This window comes from Corticibacter populi (genome assembly GCF_004217315.1).
Classification (GTDB): domain Bacteria; phylum Pseudomonadota; class Gammaproteobacteria; order Burkholderiales; family Burkholderiaceae_C; genus Lampropedia; species Lampropedia populi.
On record NZ_SGWR01000003.1, the window covers coordinates 112,720 to 126,844 of the forward strand.

Annotated in this window: 15 protein-coding genes; 13 read left to right on the forward strand and 2 right to left on the reverse strand. The window is 69.2% G+C overall.

Annotation, left to right across the window (positions count from 1 at the left end; translation table 11 throughout):
- The first annotated feature begins 6 nt into the window (after positions 1 to 6).
- From EV687_RS11395 to EV687_RS11420, 6 genes are read left to right on the forward strand one after another with little or no spacing between them, the layout of a single operon-like run.
- Positions 7 to 405, forward strand: a complete 399-nt coding sequence (locus EV687_RS11395) for a TIGR03750 family conjugal transfer protein (protein ID WP_122228709.1) — start codon at positions 7 to 9, stop codon at positions 403 to 405.
- Positions 402 to 1,082 carry a PFL_4703 family integrating conjugative element protein gene (locus EV687_RS11400; protein ID WP_122228707.1) on the forward strand — a complete coding sequence of 227 codons (681 nt, stop codon included), beginning with the start codon at positions 402 to 404 and terminating at the stop codon, positions 1,080 to 1,082. The genes EV687_RS11395 and EV687_RS11400 overlap by 4 nt, the downstream gene beginning before the upstream one ends.
- A complete protein-coding gene (locus tag EV687_RS11405; protein WP_122228705.1) occupies positions 1,079 to 1,957 on the forward strand; it encodes a TIGR03749 family integrating conjugative element protein in 879 nt (292 codons plus the stop codon). The genes EV687_RS11400 and EV687_RS11405 overlap by 4 nt, the downstream gene beginning before the upstream one ends.
- Positions 1,947 to 3,380, forward strand: coding sequence for a TIGR03752 family integrating conjugative element protein (locus EV687_RS11410; RefSeq protein ID WP_122228703.1), 1,434 nt, complete (start codon positions 1,947 to 1,949; stop codon positions 3,378 to 3,380). Before EV687_RS11405 ends, EV687_RS11410 begins: the two co-directional genes overlap by 11 nt.
- On the forward strand, positions 3,361 to 3,795 hold the full coding sequence (locus EV687_RS11415; protein WP_122228701.1) for a TIGR03751 family conjugal transfer lipoprotein: 435 nt from the start codon (positions 3,361 to 3,363) through the stop codon (positions 3,793 to 3,795). The genes EV687_RS11410 and EV687_RS11415 overlap by 20 nt, the downstream gene beginning before the upstream one ends.
- Positions 3,795 to 6,677: a conjugative transfer ATPase gene (locus tag EV687_RS11420; protein WP_122228699.1), complete on the forward strand. Its 2,883-nt coding sequence runs from the start codon at positions 3,795 to 3,797 to the stop codon at positions 6,675 to 6,677. The genes EV687_RS11415 and EV687_RS11420 overlap by 1 nt, the downstream gene beginning before the upstream one ends.
- A 45-nt stretch (positions 6,678 to 6,722) precedes the next feature.
- On the opposite strand, the gene EV687_RS11425 is transcribed toward EV687_RS11420, so the two are convergent.
- Together EV687_RS11425 and EV687_RS11430 are read right to left on the reverse strand one after the other, a co-directional pair.
- A complete protein-coding gene (locus tag EV687_RS11425) occupies positions 6,723 to 7,256 on the reverse strand; it encodes an RES family NAD+ phosphorylase (RefSeq protein ID WP_122228697.1) in 534 nt (177 codons plus the stop codon).
- The gene (locus EV687_RS11430; protein ID WP_122228696.1) at positions 7,253 to 7,624 is read right to left on the reverse strand and encodes an MbcA/ParS/Xre antitoxin family protein; all 372 of its coding nucleotides are present in this window, start codon (positions 7,622 to 7,624) and stop codon (positions 7,253 to 7,255) included. The genes EV687_RS11425 and EV687_RS11430 overlap by 4 nt, the downstream gene beginning before the upstream one ends.
- A 218-nt stretch (positions 7,625 to 7,842) precedes the next feature.
- On the opposite strand from EV687_RS11430, the gene EV687_RS11435 reads away from it, so the two are divergent.
- From EV687_RS11435 to EV687_RS11465, 7 genes are all read left to right on the forward strand, one after another.
- The gene (locus EV687_RS11435; protein ID WP_122228694.1) at positions 7,843 to 8,604 is read left to right on the forward strand and encodes a DsbA family protein; all 762 of its coding nucleotides are present in this window, start codon (positions 7,843 to 7,845) and stop codon (positions 8,602 to 8,604) included.
- Between the two features lie 190 nt (positions 8,605 to 8,794).
- A complete protein-coding gene (radC, locus tag EV687_RS11440) occupies positions 8,795 to 9,295 on the forward strand; it encodes a RadC family protein (RefSeq protein WP_122228692.1) in 501 nt (166 codons plus the stop codon).
- Between the two features lie 153 nt (positions 9,296 to 9,448).
- Positions 9,449 to 9,889, forward strand: coding sequence for a TIGR03757 family integrating conjugative element protein (locus tag EV687_RS11445; protein WP_122228690.1), 441 nt, complete (start codon positions 9,449 to 9,451; stop codon positions 9,887 to 9,889).
- Positions 9,886 to 10,836 carry a TIGR03756 family integrating conjugative element protein gene (locus tag EV687_RS11450; protein WP_122228688.1) on the forward strand — a complete coding sequence of 317 codons (951 nt, stop codon included), beginning with the start codon at positions 9,886 to 9,888 and terminating at the stop codon, positions 10,834 to 10,836. The genes EV687_RS11445 and EV687_RS11450 overlap by 4 nt, the downstream gene beginning before the upstream one ends.
- A gap of 10 nt (positions 10,837 to 10,846) precedes the next feature.
- Entirely contained in the window at positions 10,847 to 12,241 is a 1,395-nt protein-coding gene (locus EV687_RS11455) for an integrating conjugative element protein (protein ID WP_207226448.1), read from the forward strand.
- Positions 12,241 to 12,582 carry a hypothetical protein gene (locus EV687_RS11460; protein WP_122228686.1) on the forward strand — a complete coding sequence of 114 codons (342 nt, stop codon included), beginning with the start codon at positions 12,241 to 12,243 and terminating at the stop codon, positions 12,580 to 12,582. Before EV687_RS11455 ends, EV687_RS11460 begins: the two co-directional genes overlap by 1 nt.
- A 13-nt stretch (positions 12,583 to 12,595) precedes the next feature.
- Positions 12,596 to 14,110 carry a conjugal transfer protein TraG N-terminal domain-containing protein gene (locus EV687_RS11465; protein ID WP_122228684.1) on the forward strand — a complete coding sequence of 505 codons (1,515 nt, stop codon included), beginning with the start codon at positions 12,596 to 12,598 and terminating at the stop codon, positions 14,108 to 14,110.
- Positions 14,111 to 14,125 lie beyond the last annotated feature (15 nt).

Here is a 14,125-nt window from a genome sequence, read left to right on the forward strand (position 1 = left end):
GCCGTCATGGCTGACCAGGACATCCGTCCGGACGGGACGGTGGCGTTCTTGCCGCATCGCCTCAACCGCCACCCCGTCGTCGTGCGCGGGCTCACGGCCGACGAGCTGTGGGTCTGCGCCAGCCTGGCGGCCGCGGCGGGGCTGGCGATCGGGGTGCCCCTTGCGTTCGCGCTGTCGACGATCGCCATCGTTCCCACGGCCATCGTGCTCGCCATCGCCGCCGGCGTCTTCGTCGGTGGCGGGCTGCTGCGGCGCATGAAGCGCGGCCGGCCCGAGACCTGGCTGTACCGGCAGATCCAGTGGTGGCTGGCCGTCCGCCGCCCGCTGCTCGCGTCCTTCGTCGGCGGCAAGGTGCTGGTGACGCGCTCGGGGCACTGGAGCACGCGCAGGAGCCAGCGACCGTGAGCCGGTTCCGCAACGAGATCGCGCACCTGCAGGCGCACATCAAGACCTTGCGGATCGGCGCCGGCGCGCTGTTCGCGCTCGCGCTGGTGATGGGCGTCGGCTGGTGGAGCGCACCGCGCGACCTGACGATCCACGTGCCGCCCGATCTGCGCTCCGGCAGCACGCGCAAGTGGTGGGAAGTGCCGCCGGAGTCCGTCTACAGCTTCACGTTCTACGTCTGGCAGCAGCTTCAGCGCTGGCCGACCAATGGCGACCAGGACTACCCGCGCAACCTGCACGCGCTGTCGAGCTACTTCACGTCCTCCTGCCAGGCCTTCCTGCAACAGGACTACGAGTACCGCCGCAATGCCGGGGAACTGCGTCAGCGGGTTCGCGGGATCTACGAGATCCCGGGTCGCGGCTACGGCGAGAACCCGGCGCTGCGCGTGCGCGCGATCTCGGATCGGGACTGGGTGGTGACCCTCGACGTCACCGCGGACGAGTACCACGGCTCGGAGCAGGTCAAGCGGGCGCTGGTGCGCTATCCGCTCAAGGTCACGCGGATGGACGTCGATCCGCAGCGCAACCCCTTCGGCCTGGCCATCGACTGCTACGACGGCGCGCCGCAGCGCATCGCCGCGCCGACGGACGCGGCGCCTGCCGCGCCGCCCGCCATCTCCCCGGGAGAAACGCCATGACCCGCTTCCTTCCGCACGCCTGCGCGGTGTTCCTGCTGTTCGCCTGCGTCCCGGCGCACGCCGTGGAGATCCTGCGCTGGGAGCGGTTGCCGCTTCCCGTTCCGCTGGTGGTCGGCCAGGAACGGGTGATCTTCATCGATCGCAACGTCCGCGTCGGCGTGCCGGCGTCGGTCGGCGCGCGCCTGCGCGTGCAGAGCGCGGCCGGGGCCGTCTACCTGCGCGCCAGCGAGCCGATCGAACCGACCCGGCTGCAATTGCAGGATGCCGACAGCGGCACCGTGATCCTGCTGGACATCGCCGCGGAACCGGCAGGCGACGACGCGCCGCCGCTGGAGCCGGTGCGCATCGTCGAAGGCGCATCGCCGGCCCCGCGCTACGGCGCGCAGATCGACGGCGAGCAGGAGCGCGCGGGCGCGGCGCCCGCCACCCGCACCCGCGAGACGCCGCTGCCGGTCGTACTGACCCGCTACGCGGCACAGAGCCTGTACGCGCCGCTGCGCACCGTCGAACCGGTGCCGGGCATCGTGCGCGCGAACCTGCGCCGCGACCTGCCGCTCGACACCCTGATGCCGACGAAGCCGATCCGCGCGCGCGTCCTGGCGGCATGGCGTCTGGACGACCTGTGGGTCAGCGCCATCCGCCTGAACAACCTGTCGCCGCACTGGCTCGGGCTCGACCCGCGCGAGCTGCAGGGCGACTTCATGACCGCCACCTTCCAGCACGCCGACCTCGGCCCCGCCGGCACGCCGGAGGACACCACGGTCGTCTACCTGGTCACGCGCGGCCATGGCCTGCCGCAGGCACTGCTGCCGGCCATCAGCCCGGTGGATGCGGCAACCAACCTGAGCGGCCACGGAGGGGCACATGAAGAGTAACGGCCTTCTCAAGTGGTTGATGATCCCGCTGGCGCTGCTGCTCGTGTTCGTCGGGATCCGGTTGTTCTCCGGCGGCGGGCAGGCGCCTGCGGGGGAGGCCGGTGCCCGGCTGACCGCCGAAGAAGCCGCGGCCCTGGGCATCGAAGGCGACACCCCGCGCGATACCGTGGCGACCCTGGTCGCCCAGGTGCGGCAGCTTCGCACCGAGCTGCAGACCGCGCTCAGCGACAATCGCACGCAGCGCGAGGAGAACGAGCGCCTGCGCCAGCGCGAAGGCGCGGTCGATCGCCGCATCGAGAGCGCTCTGCAGACCGAGCGCAACCAGCTGCGCCAGGATCGCGAGACGGTGGCGTCCGAGCGGCAGCAGACGCAGGGCCTGCTGCAGGAACTGCAACAGCGCCTGGAAGGTGTCGGCGGCCGCAGGGACGGACACGCCGACCTGCCGGTGGGGCTGGGCCTGGACGAGGGCGCTGGCGCGAGCTTCGGCGGCGAGGCGCTGCGCTGGGTGGAGCCCGAAGACGCCAGCCAGAGCAATGATCGTCGCTCGGGAACGGGAGCCGGTGGCTTCAGCTTCCCGACCAGCTTCGGGCCGGCGCAGAAGACGCTCGAGGACGCCGCCGATTCGACGATCGAGGCTGGCCGCCGTGCAGCCGGCGTCCCCGACACCCGCGCGGTCTACACGGTGCCGACCAACTCCACCTTGATGGGATCGATCGCGATGACCGCGCTGATCGGTCGTGTGCCGGTGGACGGGACGGTGAACGACCCGTACCCGTTCAAGGTGCTGATCGGCGCCGACAACCTCACCGCCAACGGCATCGATATTCCCGATGTCGCCGGCGCCGTCGTCAGCGGCACCGCGTCGGGCGATTGGACGCTGTCCTGCGTGCGCGGGCAGATCCGCTCGGTGACCTTCGTCTTCGAGGACGGGACGATCCGCACCATCCCGGAGGACAGCGAGCGCGGCGGCAATCGCCAGCAAAGCAACGACGGCAATACCACCCAGAACGGCATGGGGTGGATCAGCGATCCCCATGGCATCCCCTGCGTCACCGGCGAGCGCCGCAGCAACGCCCAGCAGTACCTCGGCACGCAGGCCCTGATCACCGCCGCCGGCGCCGGTGTCGCCGCACTGATCGACTCCGACAGCGGCCGCGCGTCCTACGTGTCCAGCGACGGCTCCATCGGCACCGTCGGCATCACTGGCAACGAAGCGATGGGCCGCATCCTCGCCGGCGGCGTGCAGGACATGTCGCAATGGGTGAACCGGCTCTACGGGCAAGCCTTCGCCGCGGTGTACGTCAAGCCCGGCGCGCAGGTCGCCGTGCATCTCGAAGAGCCCCTGACCATCGACTACGATCCGGCCGGCCGCCGTGTCGATCACCGCCTCGGAGGAAACGCCCATGCGCAGGACCTGGACTGAGCGCCTCGCAGTGCTCGGCATCGCTGCCGTGCTGGCCGGCTGCTCCACGACCAAGGAGCAGATGCTCTCGCACGACAACCGCACCATGCTCGACATCTGGAACGCGGAGACCGGCGGCGGCGCCGGGGGCGGTCCCGCCGCACGCCAGCTGCTGGACGCACGCCAGACGCTGCGGCGGGCGCTGACCGACGACGACATCCAGGCCGCGCCCGGCGCGCAGGCCCGCTACACCCGCACCGCGGCCAACGAGATCCACCGCCAGTTCCATCGGCTGCCGAACCCCGATCTCGTCATGTACGTCTACCCGCACATGGCCGGCACCGACCCGGTGCCGGTGCCCGGCTACAGCACCGTCTTTCCGCTGTACCAGCGCGTGCAGTACGCGCTGCCCGGCGAGCGCATCGAGGACTACTGATGGGCTGGCCGCTGCTCAAGCCGCGCCGCGCGCAGGCAGACGCGGAACCCGCGCCCACGGACGCCTGGGAGCGGCACGTCGCCACGCTGCGCGAACACGGCATCCCCGAACCGGGCGAACATACCGATCGACGCACCCGCCGGGCGACACAGGCCGACGAACAGGCCCTCTACGACGTCGCGCCCTCGTTTGTCGACATGTTGCCGTGGGTCGAGTACCTGCCGGACTCGCAGTGCATGCTGCTGCAGGACGGACACTCCGTCGCGGCGTTCTTCGAGCTCATTCCGGTCGGCACCGAAGGCCGCGAGCCGGCCTGGCTCAACCAGATCCGCGACACGCTGGAGAACGCGCTCCAGGATGCGTGCGACGAACTGGACGAACACCCCTGGGTGCTCCAGCTCTATGCGCAGGACGAGACCAGTTGGGATCGCTACCTGGAACAACTGCGCAGCTACATCCAGCCGCGCGCCCAGGGCAGCGCCTTCAGCGAGTTCTACCTGCGCTTCTTCGCCCACCACCTGCAGGCGATCTCCAAGCCTGGCGGCCTGTTCGAGGACAACTCCGTCACCCGCCTGCCGTGGCGGGGCCAGACGCGGCGTACCCGGCTGGTGGTGTACCGGCGCGCCGGCCAGTCCCCGATCCGGCGCGGCCAGTCGCCCGAACAGGCCTTGACCGTGGTCTGCGACCGCCTGGTCGGCGGGCTCACCAACGCCGGCGTCAAGGCGCGGCGCCTGGGTGCGGCGGACATCCACGAGTGGTTGTCGCGCTGGTTCAATCCGCACCCCACGCTGCTCGGACCGACCGCCGAGGATCGCGAGCGCTTCCATCGCCTGACCCGCTATCCGGAAGAAGCCGAGCCCGGCGAGGTCGAGCTGGCCAGCGGCACCGATTTCTCCCAGCGCCTGTTCTTCGGCCAGCCCCGATCCGACGCGGCCGAAGGCCTCTGGTACTTCGACAACCTGCCGCACCGCGCGATCGCCGTCGACCGGCTGCGCACGCCGCCGGCCACGGGCCACATCACCGGCGAGACCCGCAAGGGCGGCGACGCGATCAACGCGCTGTTCGACCAGATGCCCGAGGACACCATCCTCTGCCTCACCGTCGTTGCGACGCCGCAGGACGTCCTCGAAGCGCACCTCAACCACCTCGCCCGCAAGGCCGTCGGCGAGACCCTGGCATCCGAGCAGACGCGGCACGACGTACAGCAGGCGCGCGGGCTGATCGGCAGCGCCCACAAGCTTTACCGCGGCGCGCTGACCTTCTATCTGCGCGGGCGCGACAAGGCCCAGCTCGACGCCCGCGGCCTGCAACTCGCCAACGTGCTGCTCAACGCCGGCCTGCAGCCCGTGCGCGAGGAAGATGAAGTCGCGCCGCTCAACACGTACTTGCGCTGGCTGCCTTGCGTCTACGACCCGTCGCTGGACAAGCGGGACTGGTACACGCAGCTGATGTTCGCGCAGCACGCGGTGAACATCGGCCCGCTGTGGGGCCGCAGCCACGGCACCGACCATCCCGGCTTCACCTTCTTCAATCGCGGCGGCGGCGTCATCGCGTTCGATCCGTTGAACCGGCTCGACCGCCAGATGAACGGACACATGGTGCTGTTCGGGCCGACCGGCGCCGGCAAGTCCGCCACGCTCAACAACATCCTCTGCCAGGTCACCGCCATCTATCGGCCGCGCCTGTTCATCGTCGAAGCGGGCAACTCGTTCGGACTGTTCGGCGACTTCGCCGCACGCCTGGGCCTGAGCGTCAATCGCGTGAAGCTGGCGCCCGGCGCCGGCGTCAGCCTCGCGCCGTTCGCCGACGCCTGGCGGCTGGTCGACACGCCCGGCCAGGTGCAGACGCTCGACGCCGACGCCCTCGACGAGGAGGAGGCCGACGCCGATGGCGACGAGCAGCGCGACGTACTGGGTGAACTGGAGATCACTGCACGGCTGATGATCACCGGCGGCGAGGAGAAGGAAGAAGCGCGCATGACGCGCGCAGACCGCAGTCTGATCCGGCAGTGCATTCTCGAAGCGGCCCAGCGCTGCGTGGCGGAGAAGCGCACCGTGCTCACGCGCGACGTGCGCGACGCGCTGCGCGAGCGCGGACGGGACACCAGCCTGCCCGAGATCCGGCGCACGCGCCTGCTGGAGATGGGCGATGCGATCGACATGTTCTGCCAAGGGGCCGATGGCGAGATGTTCGACCGTCCGGGCACGCCGTGGCCGGAGGCGGACATCACCATCGTCGATCTCGCCACGTACGCCCGCGAGGGCTACAACGCGCAGCTCTCGATCGCCTACATCAGCCTCATCAACACCGTGAACAACCTGGCCGAGCGCGACCAGTTCCTCGGCAGGCCCATCGTCAACGTCACCGACGAAGGCCACATCATCACCAAGAACCCGCTGCTCGCGCCCTACGTGGTCAAGATCACGAAGATGTGGCGCAAGCTGGGTGCCTGGTTCTGGCTGGCGACGCAGAACCTCGACGACCTTCCGAAGGCGGCCGAGCCCATGCTGAACATGATCGAATGGTGGATCTGCCTCAGCATGCCGCCCGACGAAGTGGAGAAGATCGCGCGCTTCCGCGAACTCACGCCCGCGCAGAAGGCGCTGATGCTCTCTGCGCGGAAGGAATCCGGCAAGTTCTCGGAGGGGGTCATCCTGTCGCGGAGCATGGAGCTGCTGTTCCGCGCGGTGCCTCCAAGCCTGTACCTGGCGCTCGCGCAAACCGAACCCGAGGAGAAGGCCGAGCGCTACAAGCTGATGCAGCAGTTCGGCATCGGCGAGCTGGATGCGGCCATCAAGATCGCCGAGGCGATCGACCGCGCCCGCGGCATCGAGTCATTGCCCATGCACACCGGCGAGGACGCCTTGCTCGCGCGTGCCTGACTGCCCGCGACAACGGGGCTCGGTTCCGGATCGGCGCTGCGTGCGTCAGGCGCCGGTCGGTGGCGCGATCTTCTTGAGCACGCCGTTCGGGTCATAGACGCGCAGTTGCTCCTCGGGCCGTTCGGAACTGCGGTAGATCACCAGGTTCGTACCGCCCGGCCGTGCTTGAGAGGGGAAGAGGATGCCGTCGAGCCCGGCGTCCACCACGTCATCGGCCATGTACCAGGTCGGCGGCTCGATGGACTTGTCGAACCATTCCGCGCGCCAGTCCACCGCGTAGTCCGCCCACAGCGACGGCCAGCGCTCCGGATCGAAGCCGGCACTGAGATCGGCGATCCGCAGGTGGTTCACGAAGAACGTGCAGATCGTGCCAGGCGGCAGCCATGGATTGTCCTGCTTGTACTCGGCCAGCGCAGTCGCGTCGTCCAGCGAGAGGTACAGCGCTTCCTGCCCGGGCCGATTGAAGCGGCCGCCGCGGCGCGCGGCGCCCTTGCCCGATCGCGGCGTGCCCGCGTACTCAGGTGTGATGACGCGGTAGCAAGCGGCGTCCTTGCCCTCGCCGAAGGGCGCGACGATCATCCAGCCGCACCGCCGGCCAGCGATTCCAGATAGGCAATGACGGCATCGGCCCGGCCTTCCTGGATCAGGGCCTCGGCGGTCTTGTAGCCGAAGGCACGCAGCGGCTCATTGCGCAGCAGGAAGACCGCACGCTTCTCGTCGCCGGTCATCTCGGTCGCCACGGCCAGCACGCGCACCATGTCCTGCAGGTACTTCTGCAACTGCGGCGTCTGCGGGCGCGCGGTCGGCGTGTTGCGGTGCACGTGGGCACGCTCGGCCAGCTCCTGGATGCGCAGGCCGAAGAACTCCCCCACCTTCGCCGGGGAGAGGAACGGGGTATCGGACTCTCTGAACCGCTCGACCAGCGGCTCCTGGAACACGGTGCTCATGGGGCATCACCTCGCCGGATGTCGATGCACTAATTTTGCACCCAAAACGCTCTCAGCGCAACCGGAAGCGCTCTGGATCGCCGCTGGCCGTCCCGGGCTGGGCGCAAGCCTGCCCAAAGAACAGGAAGCCCCCCGGTACCGGATTGTTGCCCGACACCAGCGCCCCGGCATGGTCGACTCGCCCATCGACGCCTGCTCGCCCATCACCGGGACCCCCAATGCCAACGACTACCCGCTCCCCGCGCGGCGCACTGCGCCGCCTGGCCTGGCCGGCCGCCGTCGCGGCCCTGGCGCTGCTGCTGTTGCTGCTGGCCGTGCGGCCCTCCGCGCCGCCAGCGGACGACACCACGCCACGTCCCGGGCAGGAAGAAGGGGAGACGGCAGCACCATCCCCGCCGGCCGGCCCGCCCTGGCACCACGGCGGCGCCGACACGCGTTTTACCGTGATCCTCTACGCCGACCTGGAATGCCCGTTCTGCAAGGCCTACTACCCCGAGCTGGTGGCCTGGATCGAACGCCATCCGGACGCAAGGCTGCAGTGGCATCACCTGCCCCTGTCCGTGCACGAACCGGCGGCGTCGCAGTTGGCCAGCCTGGCCGAGTGTGCGGGCGAAGCCGGCGGGCACGCCGCGTACTGGCAGGCGGTGACCTGGATCTACCAGCACACCCGCGGCGACGGAGCAGGCCTGCCGGAGAACGCGCGCCTTCCGGGCCAGACCGAAACCGTGGACGCCTGCGTGGAAAGCGGCCGCACCCTGCCGCTGATCCAGGCGCAGGCCCGCGAGGGCGCGCGCGACGGCATCACCGCCACGCCGACCCTGCGCCTGCGCGACGACACCACGGGCCAGACGCTGCTGCTGCACGGCCCGGTGGAGGGCGACGCACTGCTGTCGGCACTGGACCTGCTCACCGCCGGCGAGTCGCCATCCACCGAATCCGAAGGTTTGTCCGCCGTCCCTGACGGCGACATGCCCAGGTAGCCCGGGTCTTCAAGGCTACGGCGCGGCGCGGCCGCGTTGACCACCCCGTCCGCATCGCATCCTTCGAGGCGGACAGCCATCGCGCCCGCGATGGTGGATGCCTGCTGTTCCCCACTGTTCATCACCAACCGTCCCCGGAGGGCATGCCCTCCCGTGGGCACGCCTCCGGCCATCCCAATGGAGGCCCATCATGCTCACGCCCATCCCTATCCGCGACAACACCGCGGAACCATCCGCCGCAACATCCAGCAGATCCGACGACCGCATCATCGCCAAGGCCATCGCACTGCTGGAACAGCGGCTCTACGCCACCGGCCCCATCGTGACAACCCCCCAGGCGGCGCGCGACTACCTGCGCCTGCAACTCATGCAGGAGCCCAGCGAAGTCTTCGCCGTCGTTTTCCTCACCACCCAGCACCAGGTCATCGCCTGTGAAACCCTGTTCAGAGGATCGGTCGATACCACGGAGATCCATCCTCGTGTCATCGTCCAGCGTGCGCTTCTCCACAACGCGGCCGCGCTGATCGTCAGCCATCAACATCCCTCGGGCAACACCACGCCCTCAGCCGCCGATCGTGCCCTCACCAGCCGGCTGCGCATGGCACTCGACCTGATCGATGTCCGCCTGCTGGATCACCTGGTCATCGGCAAGGGGGAGCCGTACTCGTTCGCCTACCACGGCCTGCTGTAGTCCCACCGCCGCTCGTTCCACGAGCGGCGTCGTCACCCCCGCGATGGCCGGTGCAGGCAGCGGAAACCGGTGGCGCCGGGTTCCCGTTTGTTTGTCGTCCCTCTGGCTGGATTGCGGTCGACTGGCGCGGTGACTACCCACCGGTGCTGGACCATGCCGTCGGCTTCTTCGTTCGCCTTTCTCCCGCGCTTGCAAGGCGCGCTGCTCGCCGCCCTCTGCGGCGCGCTGTTCTGCCCCGTGGCCTGGGCGAACGACATTATCGTTGTCACCGACAGTAGGCACCCGGTGCAGGCGCCGGCCCACGCGCGGGTCATCACCCTGGACGAGGCCACGCGCATCGAGGCTGAGCTGGCCGCCAATCTCCCCAATGACCCCAACCGCGGCGCCGCGCTCGTGCAGAAGCGCCTGCGCGACGGCGGCGTCGCGCTGCAGCGGCGCATCGCAGCCGCCTACCAGGGCGTCGCCGACGCCTGGAGCTTGGGCATCACCACCCTTCCTGCGGTGGTCGTCGACCGGCGCTACGTGATCTACGGCGAGCCCGATGTCGCCCGCGCCGTCGCGCGCATCGAGGCCTACCGCAAGGAGACGCCATGAGCCGCCTGCTATCCATGACCTCGCGCCGCCTGCGGCTGGCCGTCGCCTCGGTGCTGCTGGGCGGCGCCACATCCGCCTTCGCGGTCAACACCGCGACCATCGTGGCCTCCACGCTGTCGCCCGACTGCCTCGAATACCGCGTCACCGGCATTTGCTACTGGCTTTTCTGCACCTGGACCGGCTGCACGGTACGTACGTCGGTCAAGGTCACCCACTACATCCCGGATGCCGTTGTGTCGTCCTACTCGAACACCGGCCAGAACCCGTGGGTGGAAGTGCGCGCGATGAGCATGCCCAACCCCACGGCGAAGGCCGGCGGCGACGGCACGACCAACAAGGACCACGAGAACAACCTCAGCAAGTTCAAGAACGCGGACGTCATCGGCCACCCCGGCGGCCAGGTGTTCTCGCAGTTCGCCAGCGCATCGGGCTACGCCTGCGAGGGCGCCGGCACCGCCTTCATGCCGTACCTGCTCAGCACCCTGGACACGCTAGCCTGGCGCTACAACGTGCCGGAGATGGTGTACCCGGAATCGCTGGTCCCCGGCATGCGCGAGATCGGCGGACGCACCACGCTCAACCTGTGGGGCAACGTGTACCCGCGCGGCGGGTTCCTGCACCAGACCGACGACTACAAGTCCGGCGCCGTCGTCGCCCAGCGCGCCGGCGATGTCGTCACCCGCCGCGGCCAGGTCCACGTCTACCAGCCCTTGCTGGCCAACGCCCGCGACGGCTACTGGCCGGCCGGCGCGTTGGTCGAGGGCGATGCCAGCACCGGCAAGTGGCAGGAGCTCACGCCGACCCTCTCGAACTCGTGCGCCGTGTTCCCCCATTCCAACACCCGCGTCCAGGCGCAGCAGGGCGACTACGCCTGGGCCCTGTGGCGCCCGTACAGCTGCTGCCAGCGACGCGGCCAGGTGTTCCTGGGCAGCGTGGATTTCAACTGAGGAGCGTTCCATGCGTACCGCATCCATCTCCTGCCGCCTGTATCCTCACCGGCTTCGCGCCTCGCTGCTCGGCCTGGCTCTGATGGCGGCCTGCGCGGGGACCCTCGCGCAGACCAACGTCAACCAGTACGGCGTGCAGCACCAGGGCAGCGTGATCGGCGACGACGTGCTGTACTCGATCGGCGGCGGCCGCGCCGTGTCCATGAGCGGTGCGGCGAACATGCGCTCCATCGGCGTCGGGGTGGGCTGGAACAGCAACCTGATCTGCGGGGACATGTCGATCTCCACCACGATCCAGAACCAGCTCAACGGCCTCACCAACGGCTTCCAGACCATCATGTCGTCGGTGATCCAGAACGCCACCAGCGCCGTGGCCTCGCTGCCGGCGCTGATCATCCAGCGTGCCGATCCCGGCCTCTACAACCTGCTGACGAACGGCGTACTGCAGGCCAGGCTGGACTTCGACCGCTCGAAGATGACCTGCCGCGCCATCGCCAACCGCATGGCCGACGCCGCCGGCGGCCAGATGAGCTGGGACCAGATCGCCGAGGGCATGGCGCTGCGGCAGGCGGTGGCCAGCACCGATGCCGTGTCCGCCATCGACGAGGCCGAGTCCAACCGCGGCAACAACGGCGTGCCCTGGGTGGGTGGCGGCAATGCCGGCGGACAGGGCCAGCGCCCAGTGCGGGTGGTGGGCGACGTGACCCGCGCCGGCTACAACCTGCTCAACGGGCGCGACGTTGCCGACACCGGCAGCATCGACCCCAACAGCTGCAGCGGCAACCTGGCCTGCCAGACCTGGCGCTCGCCCGACGACGCGGCGGCCTGGGCGGTGCGCGTGCTCGGCGAGCAGGAGCAGCGCACCTGCGAATCGTGCACGAAGACGGTGACCACGCCCGGCGTGGGCCTGACGCCACTGATCCAGGAGGAGTACGACGACAAGCTGCAGGCCCTGCAGGAACTCGTCGCCGGCAGCCGGCCGACCAGCTTCGACAACCTGCAGGCCGCCAGCGCCGCATCGCTGCCGATCACCCGCGGTGTGATCGAAGCGCTGCGGGACGAACCCGACCAGGACATCCTGGCCCGGCGCCTGGCGTCGGAAGTGGCGCTGGCGAGCGTGCTGGAGAAGGCCCTCCTGCTGCAGCGCACGCTGCTGACCGGACGCAAGGAACCCAACGTCTCGGCCAACGAGCTGGCACAGCGCGCCGTCTCGCACGAGAGCGACATCCTCGACCGCGAGATCCACAACCTCAAGACCGAGCTCGAGCTTCGCCGCGAGCTGGCCAACAACTCGCCCACCGCCATCATCCAGCGGCACAGCACGCGCGCCAGCGGCTCGCGCGGCATCTACGAAGGCGACACCACGCGCGATCGCTTGCGGGAACTGGAGAGGGAAAGGCCCTGATGAACTGGGCCTCGATCCGCCGCTACAGCGCGCGCCTGCTCATGGCGCTGCTGCTGTTGGTGGCGGTGCTGGTGCTGGCCGTCGCGGTCAACGTGGTCGGCATCCGCATCGCCGGCAGCATCGACGGCTGGGAGCGCTGGATGGCCGCACACGCCAACGCCTTCCTGGTCTGGCGGCTGCTGCTGTACGGCGGCACCGCGTGGGGCTGGATCTGGATGCGCCGCCGCGTGCGTGCGCGAGAGCCCGAGGGCGCCTCGATGCAGCGGCTGGTGCGCCTGGAAGTCGCCGCGGTGGCCGCGCTGCTGGTACTGGAAGTCAGCCTGCTGGTGCAGGCCGGGTGATGCGGAGTCCGCGATGACGCTCTATACGACCGATTACTTGGAGTATTACCTGACGCTGGTCTCGTGGGTCGTCCACAACGGCGTGTGGGCGGTGCTGGTCGCGAGCGGGGTGTTCGCCATCCCGTTCCTGGCCATCGTGATCCAGGAGTGGCTGAAGGCCCGCTCGGAAGGCGCAGATGAGGGCAACAAGGGCCTGCTGTCGGCGGCCCGCATCGAGAACCGGGTGTTCGTGGCGATCGTCGTCATCATGTTCGCGGGCATTCCGTTCATCGACGTCGATTTCAGCACGCTGCAGTTCGACCGCTCCCGGTCCGAGCAGTGCCAGGTGAGCGTGCCCACGCCTTCGGAAACAGGGTGGTCGCAGTCCTTCAGCACGATCAACAACCAGTCGGCGAAGGTGCCGGTCTGGTGGTTCTTCATGCACGCGATCTCGCGGGCGGTCACCGGCGCCTCGGTGGCGGCGATCCCGTGCGGCACCGACCTTCGGCAGATGCGGATGGACGTGGATGCCACGCGCATCGACGACCCCGTGCTGTCGCAGGAGGTCGCGGATTTCAGCCAGCACTGCTACGGCCCCGCCCGCGCGCGGCTGTTCATGTCGCGCCCGGACCTGGACGAGGCGCAGATGCACGACGTGACGTGGATCGGCTCGCGCTACTTCGTGGACACCCCGGGTTTCTACGACACGTACCGCTCGCGGACGCCGCGCGAAGGCTGGCCCTACGACAGCACCCGCGATGCCGGCCTGGCCGAAGTCCCCAGCGGGGCCGGCTATCCGACGTGCCGGCAGTGGTGGGCCGACGGCAACGGCCTGCGCGCACGGCTGCTGGATCAGGTGGATCCCGGCCTGCTGACGCGCATCGGCGGCTGGGCGGGCTTCCTGAGCCAGGACCAGGTGAACGACTCGGTGATCCGCGCGATCGCCTCGCCGCGGCAGCAGAACGTGAACCGGGGCGCGGTCTACACGGACTACGGCGGGCAGATCGAGATGACGTTGCCCAACATCGTCACCCGCGCCGCCGGCGACGTGGGCCTGGCGGTGGGCTCGCTGGCCTACTTCCCGGCAATGGACGTGGTGCGGCAGGCCCTGCCGATGGTGATGGCGCTGCTCAAGATGGCCCTGGTGATCTGCATCCCGATGGTGCTGCTGATCGGCACCTACGACCTGAAGACCCTGGTGACGGTGAGCGTGGTGCAGTTTTCGCTTTTTTTCGTGGATTTCTGGTTCCAACTGGCGAGGTGGGTGGATTCGACGATCCTGGATGCGCTCTATGGCTGGGGCTGGGGCTACAACCGCCCGCACACCAACTTCGACCCGCTGATCGGGTTGAACAATGCGTTCGGGGACATGCTGCTCAATTACGTCATGGCGGCGATGTTCTTGGTGTTGCCCGGGTTCTGGATCACCGCGCTGACCTGGGCAGGCTTTCGCGCGGGCAACATCGCTCAGAACCTGTCGGAAGGTACGCGGGGAGCAGGCAATGCGGGCGGCAAAGGAGCGGGCGCGGTCTCCAGCAAACTGAAGTGAGTGCAGCGCCGAGTC

Excerpts from the sequence above, each read along its gene's own strand:
- EV687_RS11395 (WP_122228709.1), top strand. The coding sequence starts at position 7 with ATGGCTGACCAGGACATCCGTCCGGACGGGACGGTGGCGTTCTTGCCG.
- EV687_RS11405 (WP_122228705.1), top strand. The coding sequence starts at position 1,079 with ATGACCCGCTTCCTTCCGCACGCCTGCGCGGTGTTCCTGCTGTTCGCC.
- EV687_RS11410 (WP_122228703.1), top strand. The coding sequence starts at position 1,947 with ATGAAGAGTAACGGCCTTCTCAAGTGGTTGATGATCCCGCTGGCGCTG.
- EV687_RS11415 (WP_122228701.1), top strand. The coding sequence starts at position 3,361 with ATGCGCAGGACCTGGACTGAGCGCCTCGCAGTGCTCGGCATCGCTGCC.
- EV687_RS11420 (WP_122228699.1), top strand. The coding sequence starts at position 3,795 with ATGGGCTGGCCGCTGCTCAAGCCGCGCCGCGCGCAGGCAGACGCGGAA.
- EV687_RS11425 (WP_122228697.1), bottom strand. The coding sequence starts at position 7,256 with ATGATCGTCGCGCCCTTCGGCGAGGGCAAGGACGCCGCTTGCTACCGC.
- EV687_RS11430 (WP_122228696.1), bottom strand. The coding sequence starts at position 7,624 with ATGAGCACCGTGTTCCAGGAGCCGCTGGTCGAGCGGTTCAGAGAGTCC.
- EV687_RS11435 (WP_122228694.1), top strand. The coding sequence starts at position 7,843 with ATGCCAACGACTACCCGCTCCCCGCGCGGCGCACTGCGCCGCCTGGCC.
- radC (WP_122228692.1), top strand. The coding sequence starts at position 8,795 with ATGCTCACGCCCATCCCTATCCGCGACAACACCGCGGAACCATCCGCC.
- EV687_RS11445 (WP_122228690.1), top strand. The coding sequence starts at position 9,449 with ATGCCGTCGGCTTCTTCGTTCGCCTTTCTCCCGCGCTTGCAAGGCGCG.
- EV687_RS11450 (WP_122228688.1), top strand. The coding sequence starts at position 9,886 with ATGAGCCGCCTGCTATCCATGACCTCGCGCCGCCTGCGGCTGGCCGTC.
- EV687_RS11455 (WP_207226448.1), top strand. The coding sequence starts at position 10,847 with ATGCGTACCGCATCCATCTCCTGCCGCCTGTATCCTCACCGGCTTCGC.
- EV687_RS11460 (WP_122228686.1), top strand. The coding sequence starts at position 12,241 with ATGAACTGGGCCTCGATCCGCCGCTACAGCGCGCGCCTGCTCATGGCG.
- EV687_RS11465 (WP_122228684.1), top strand. The coding sequence starts at position 12,596 with ATGACGCTCTATACGACCGATTACTTGGAGTATTACCTGACGCTGGTC.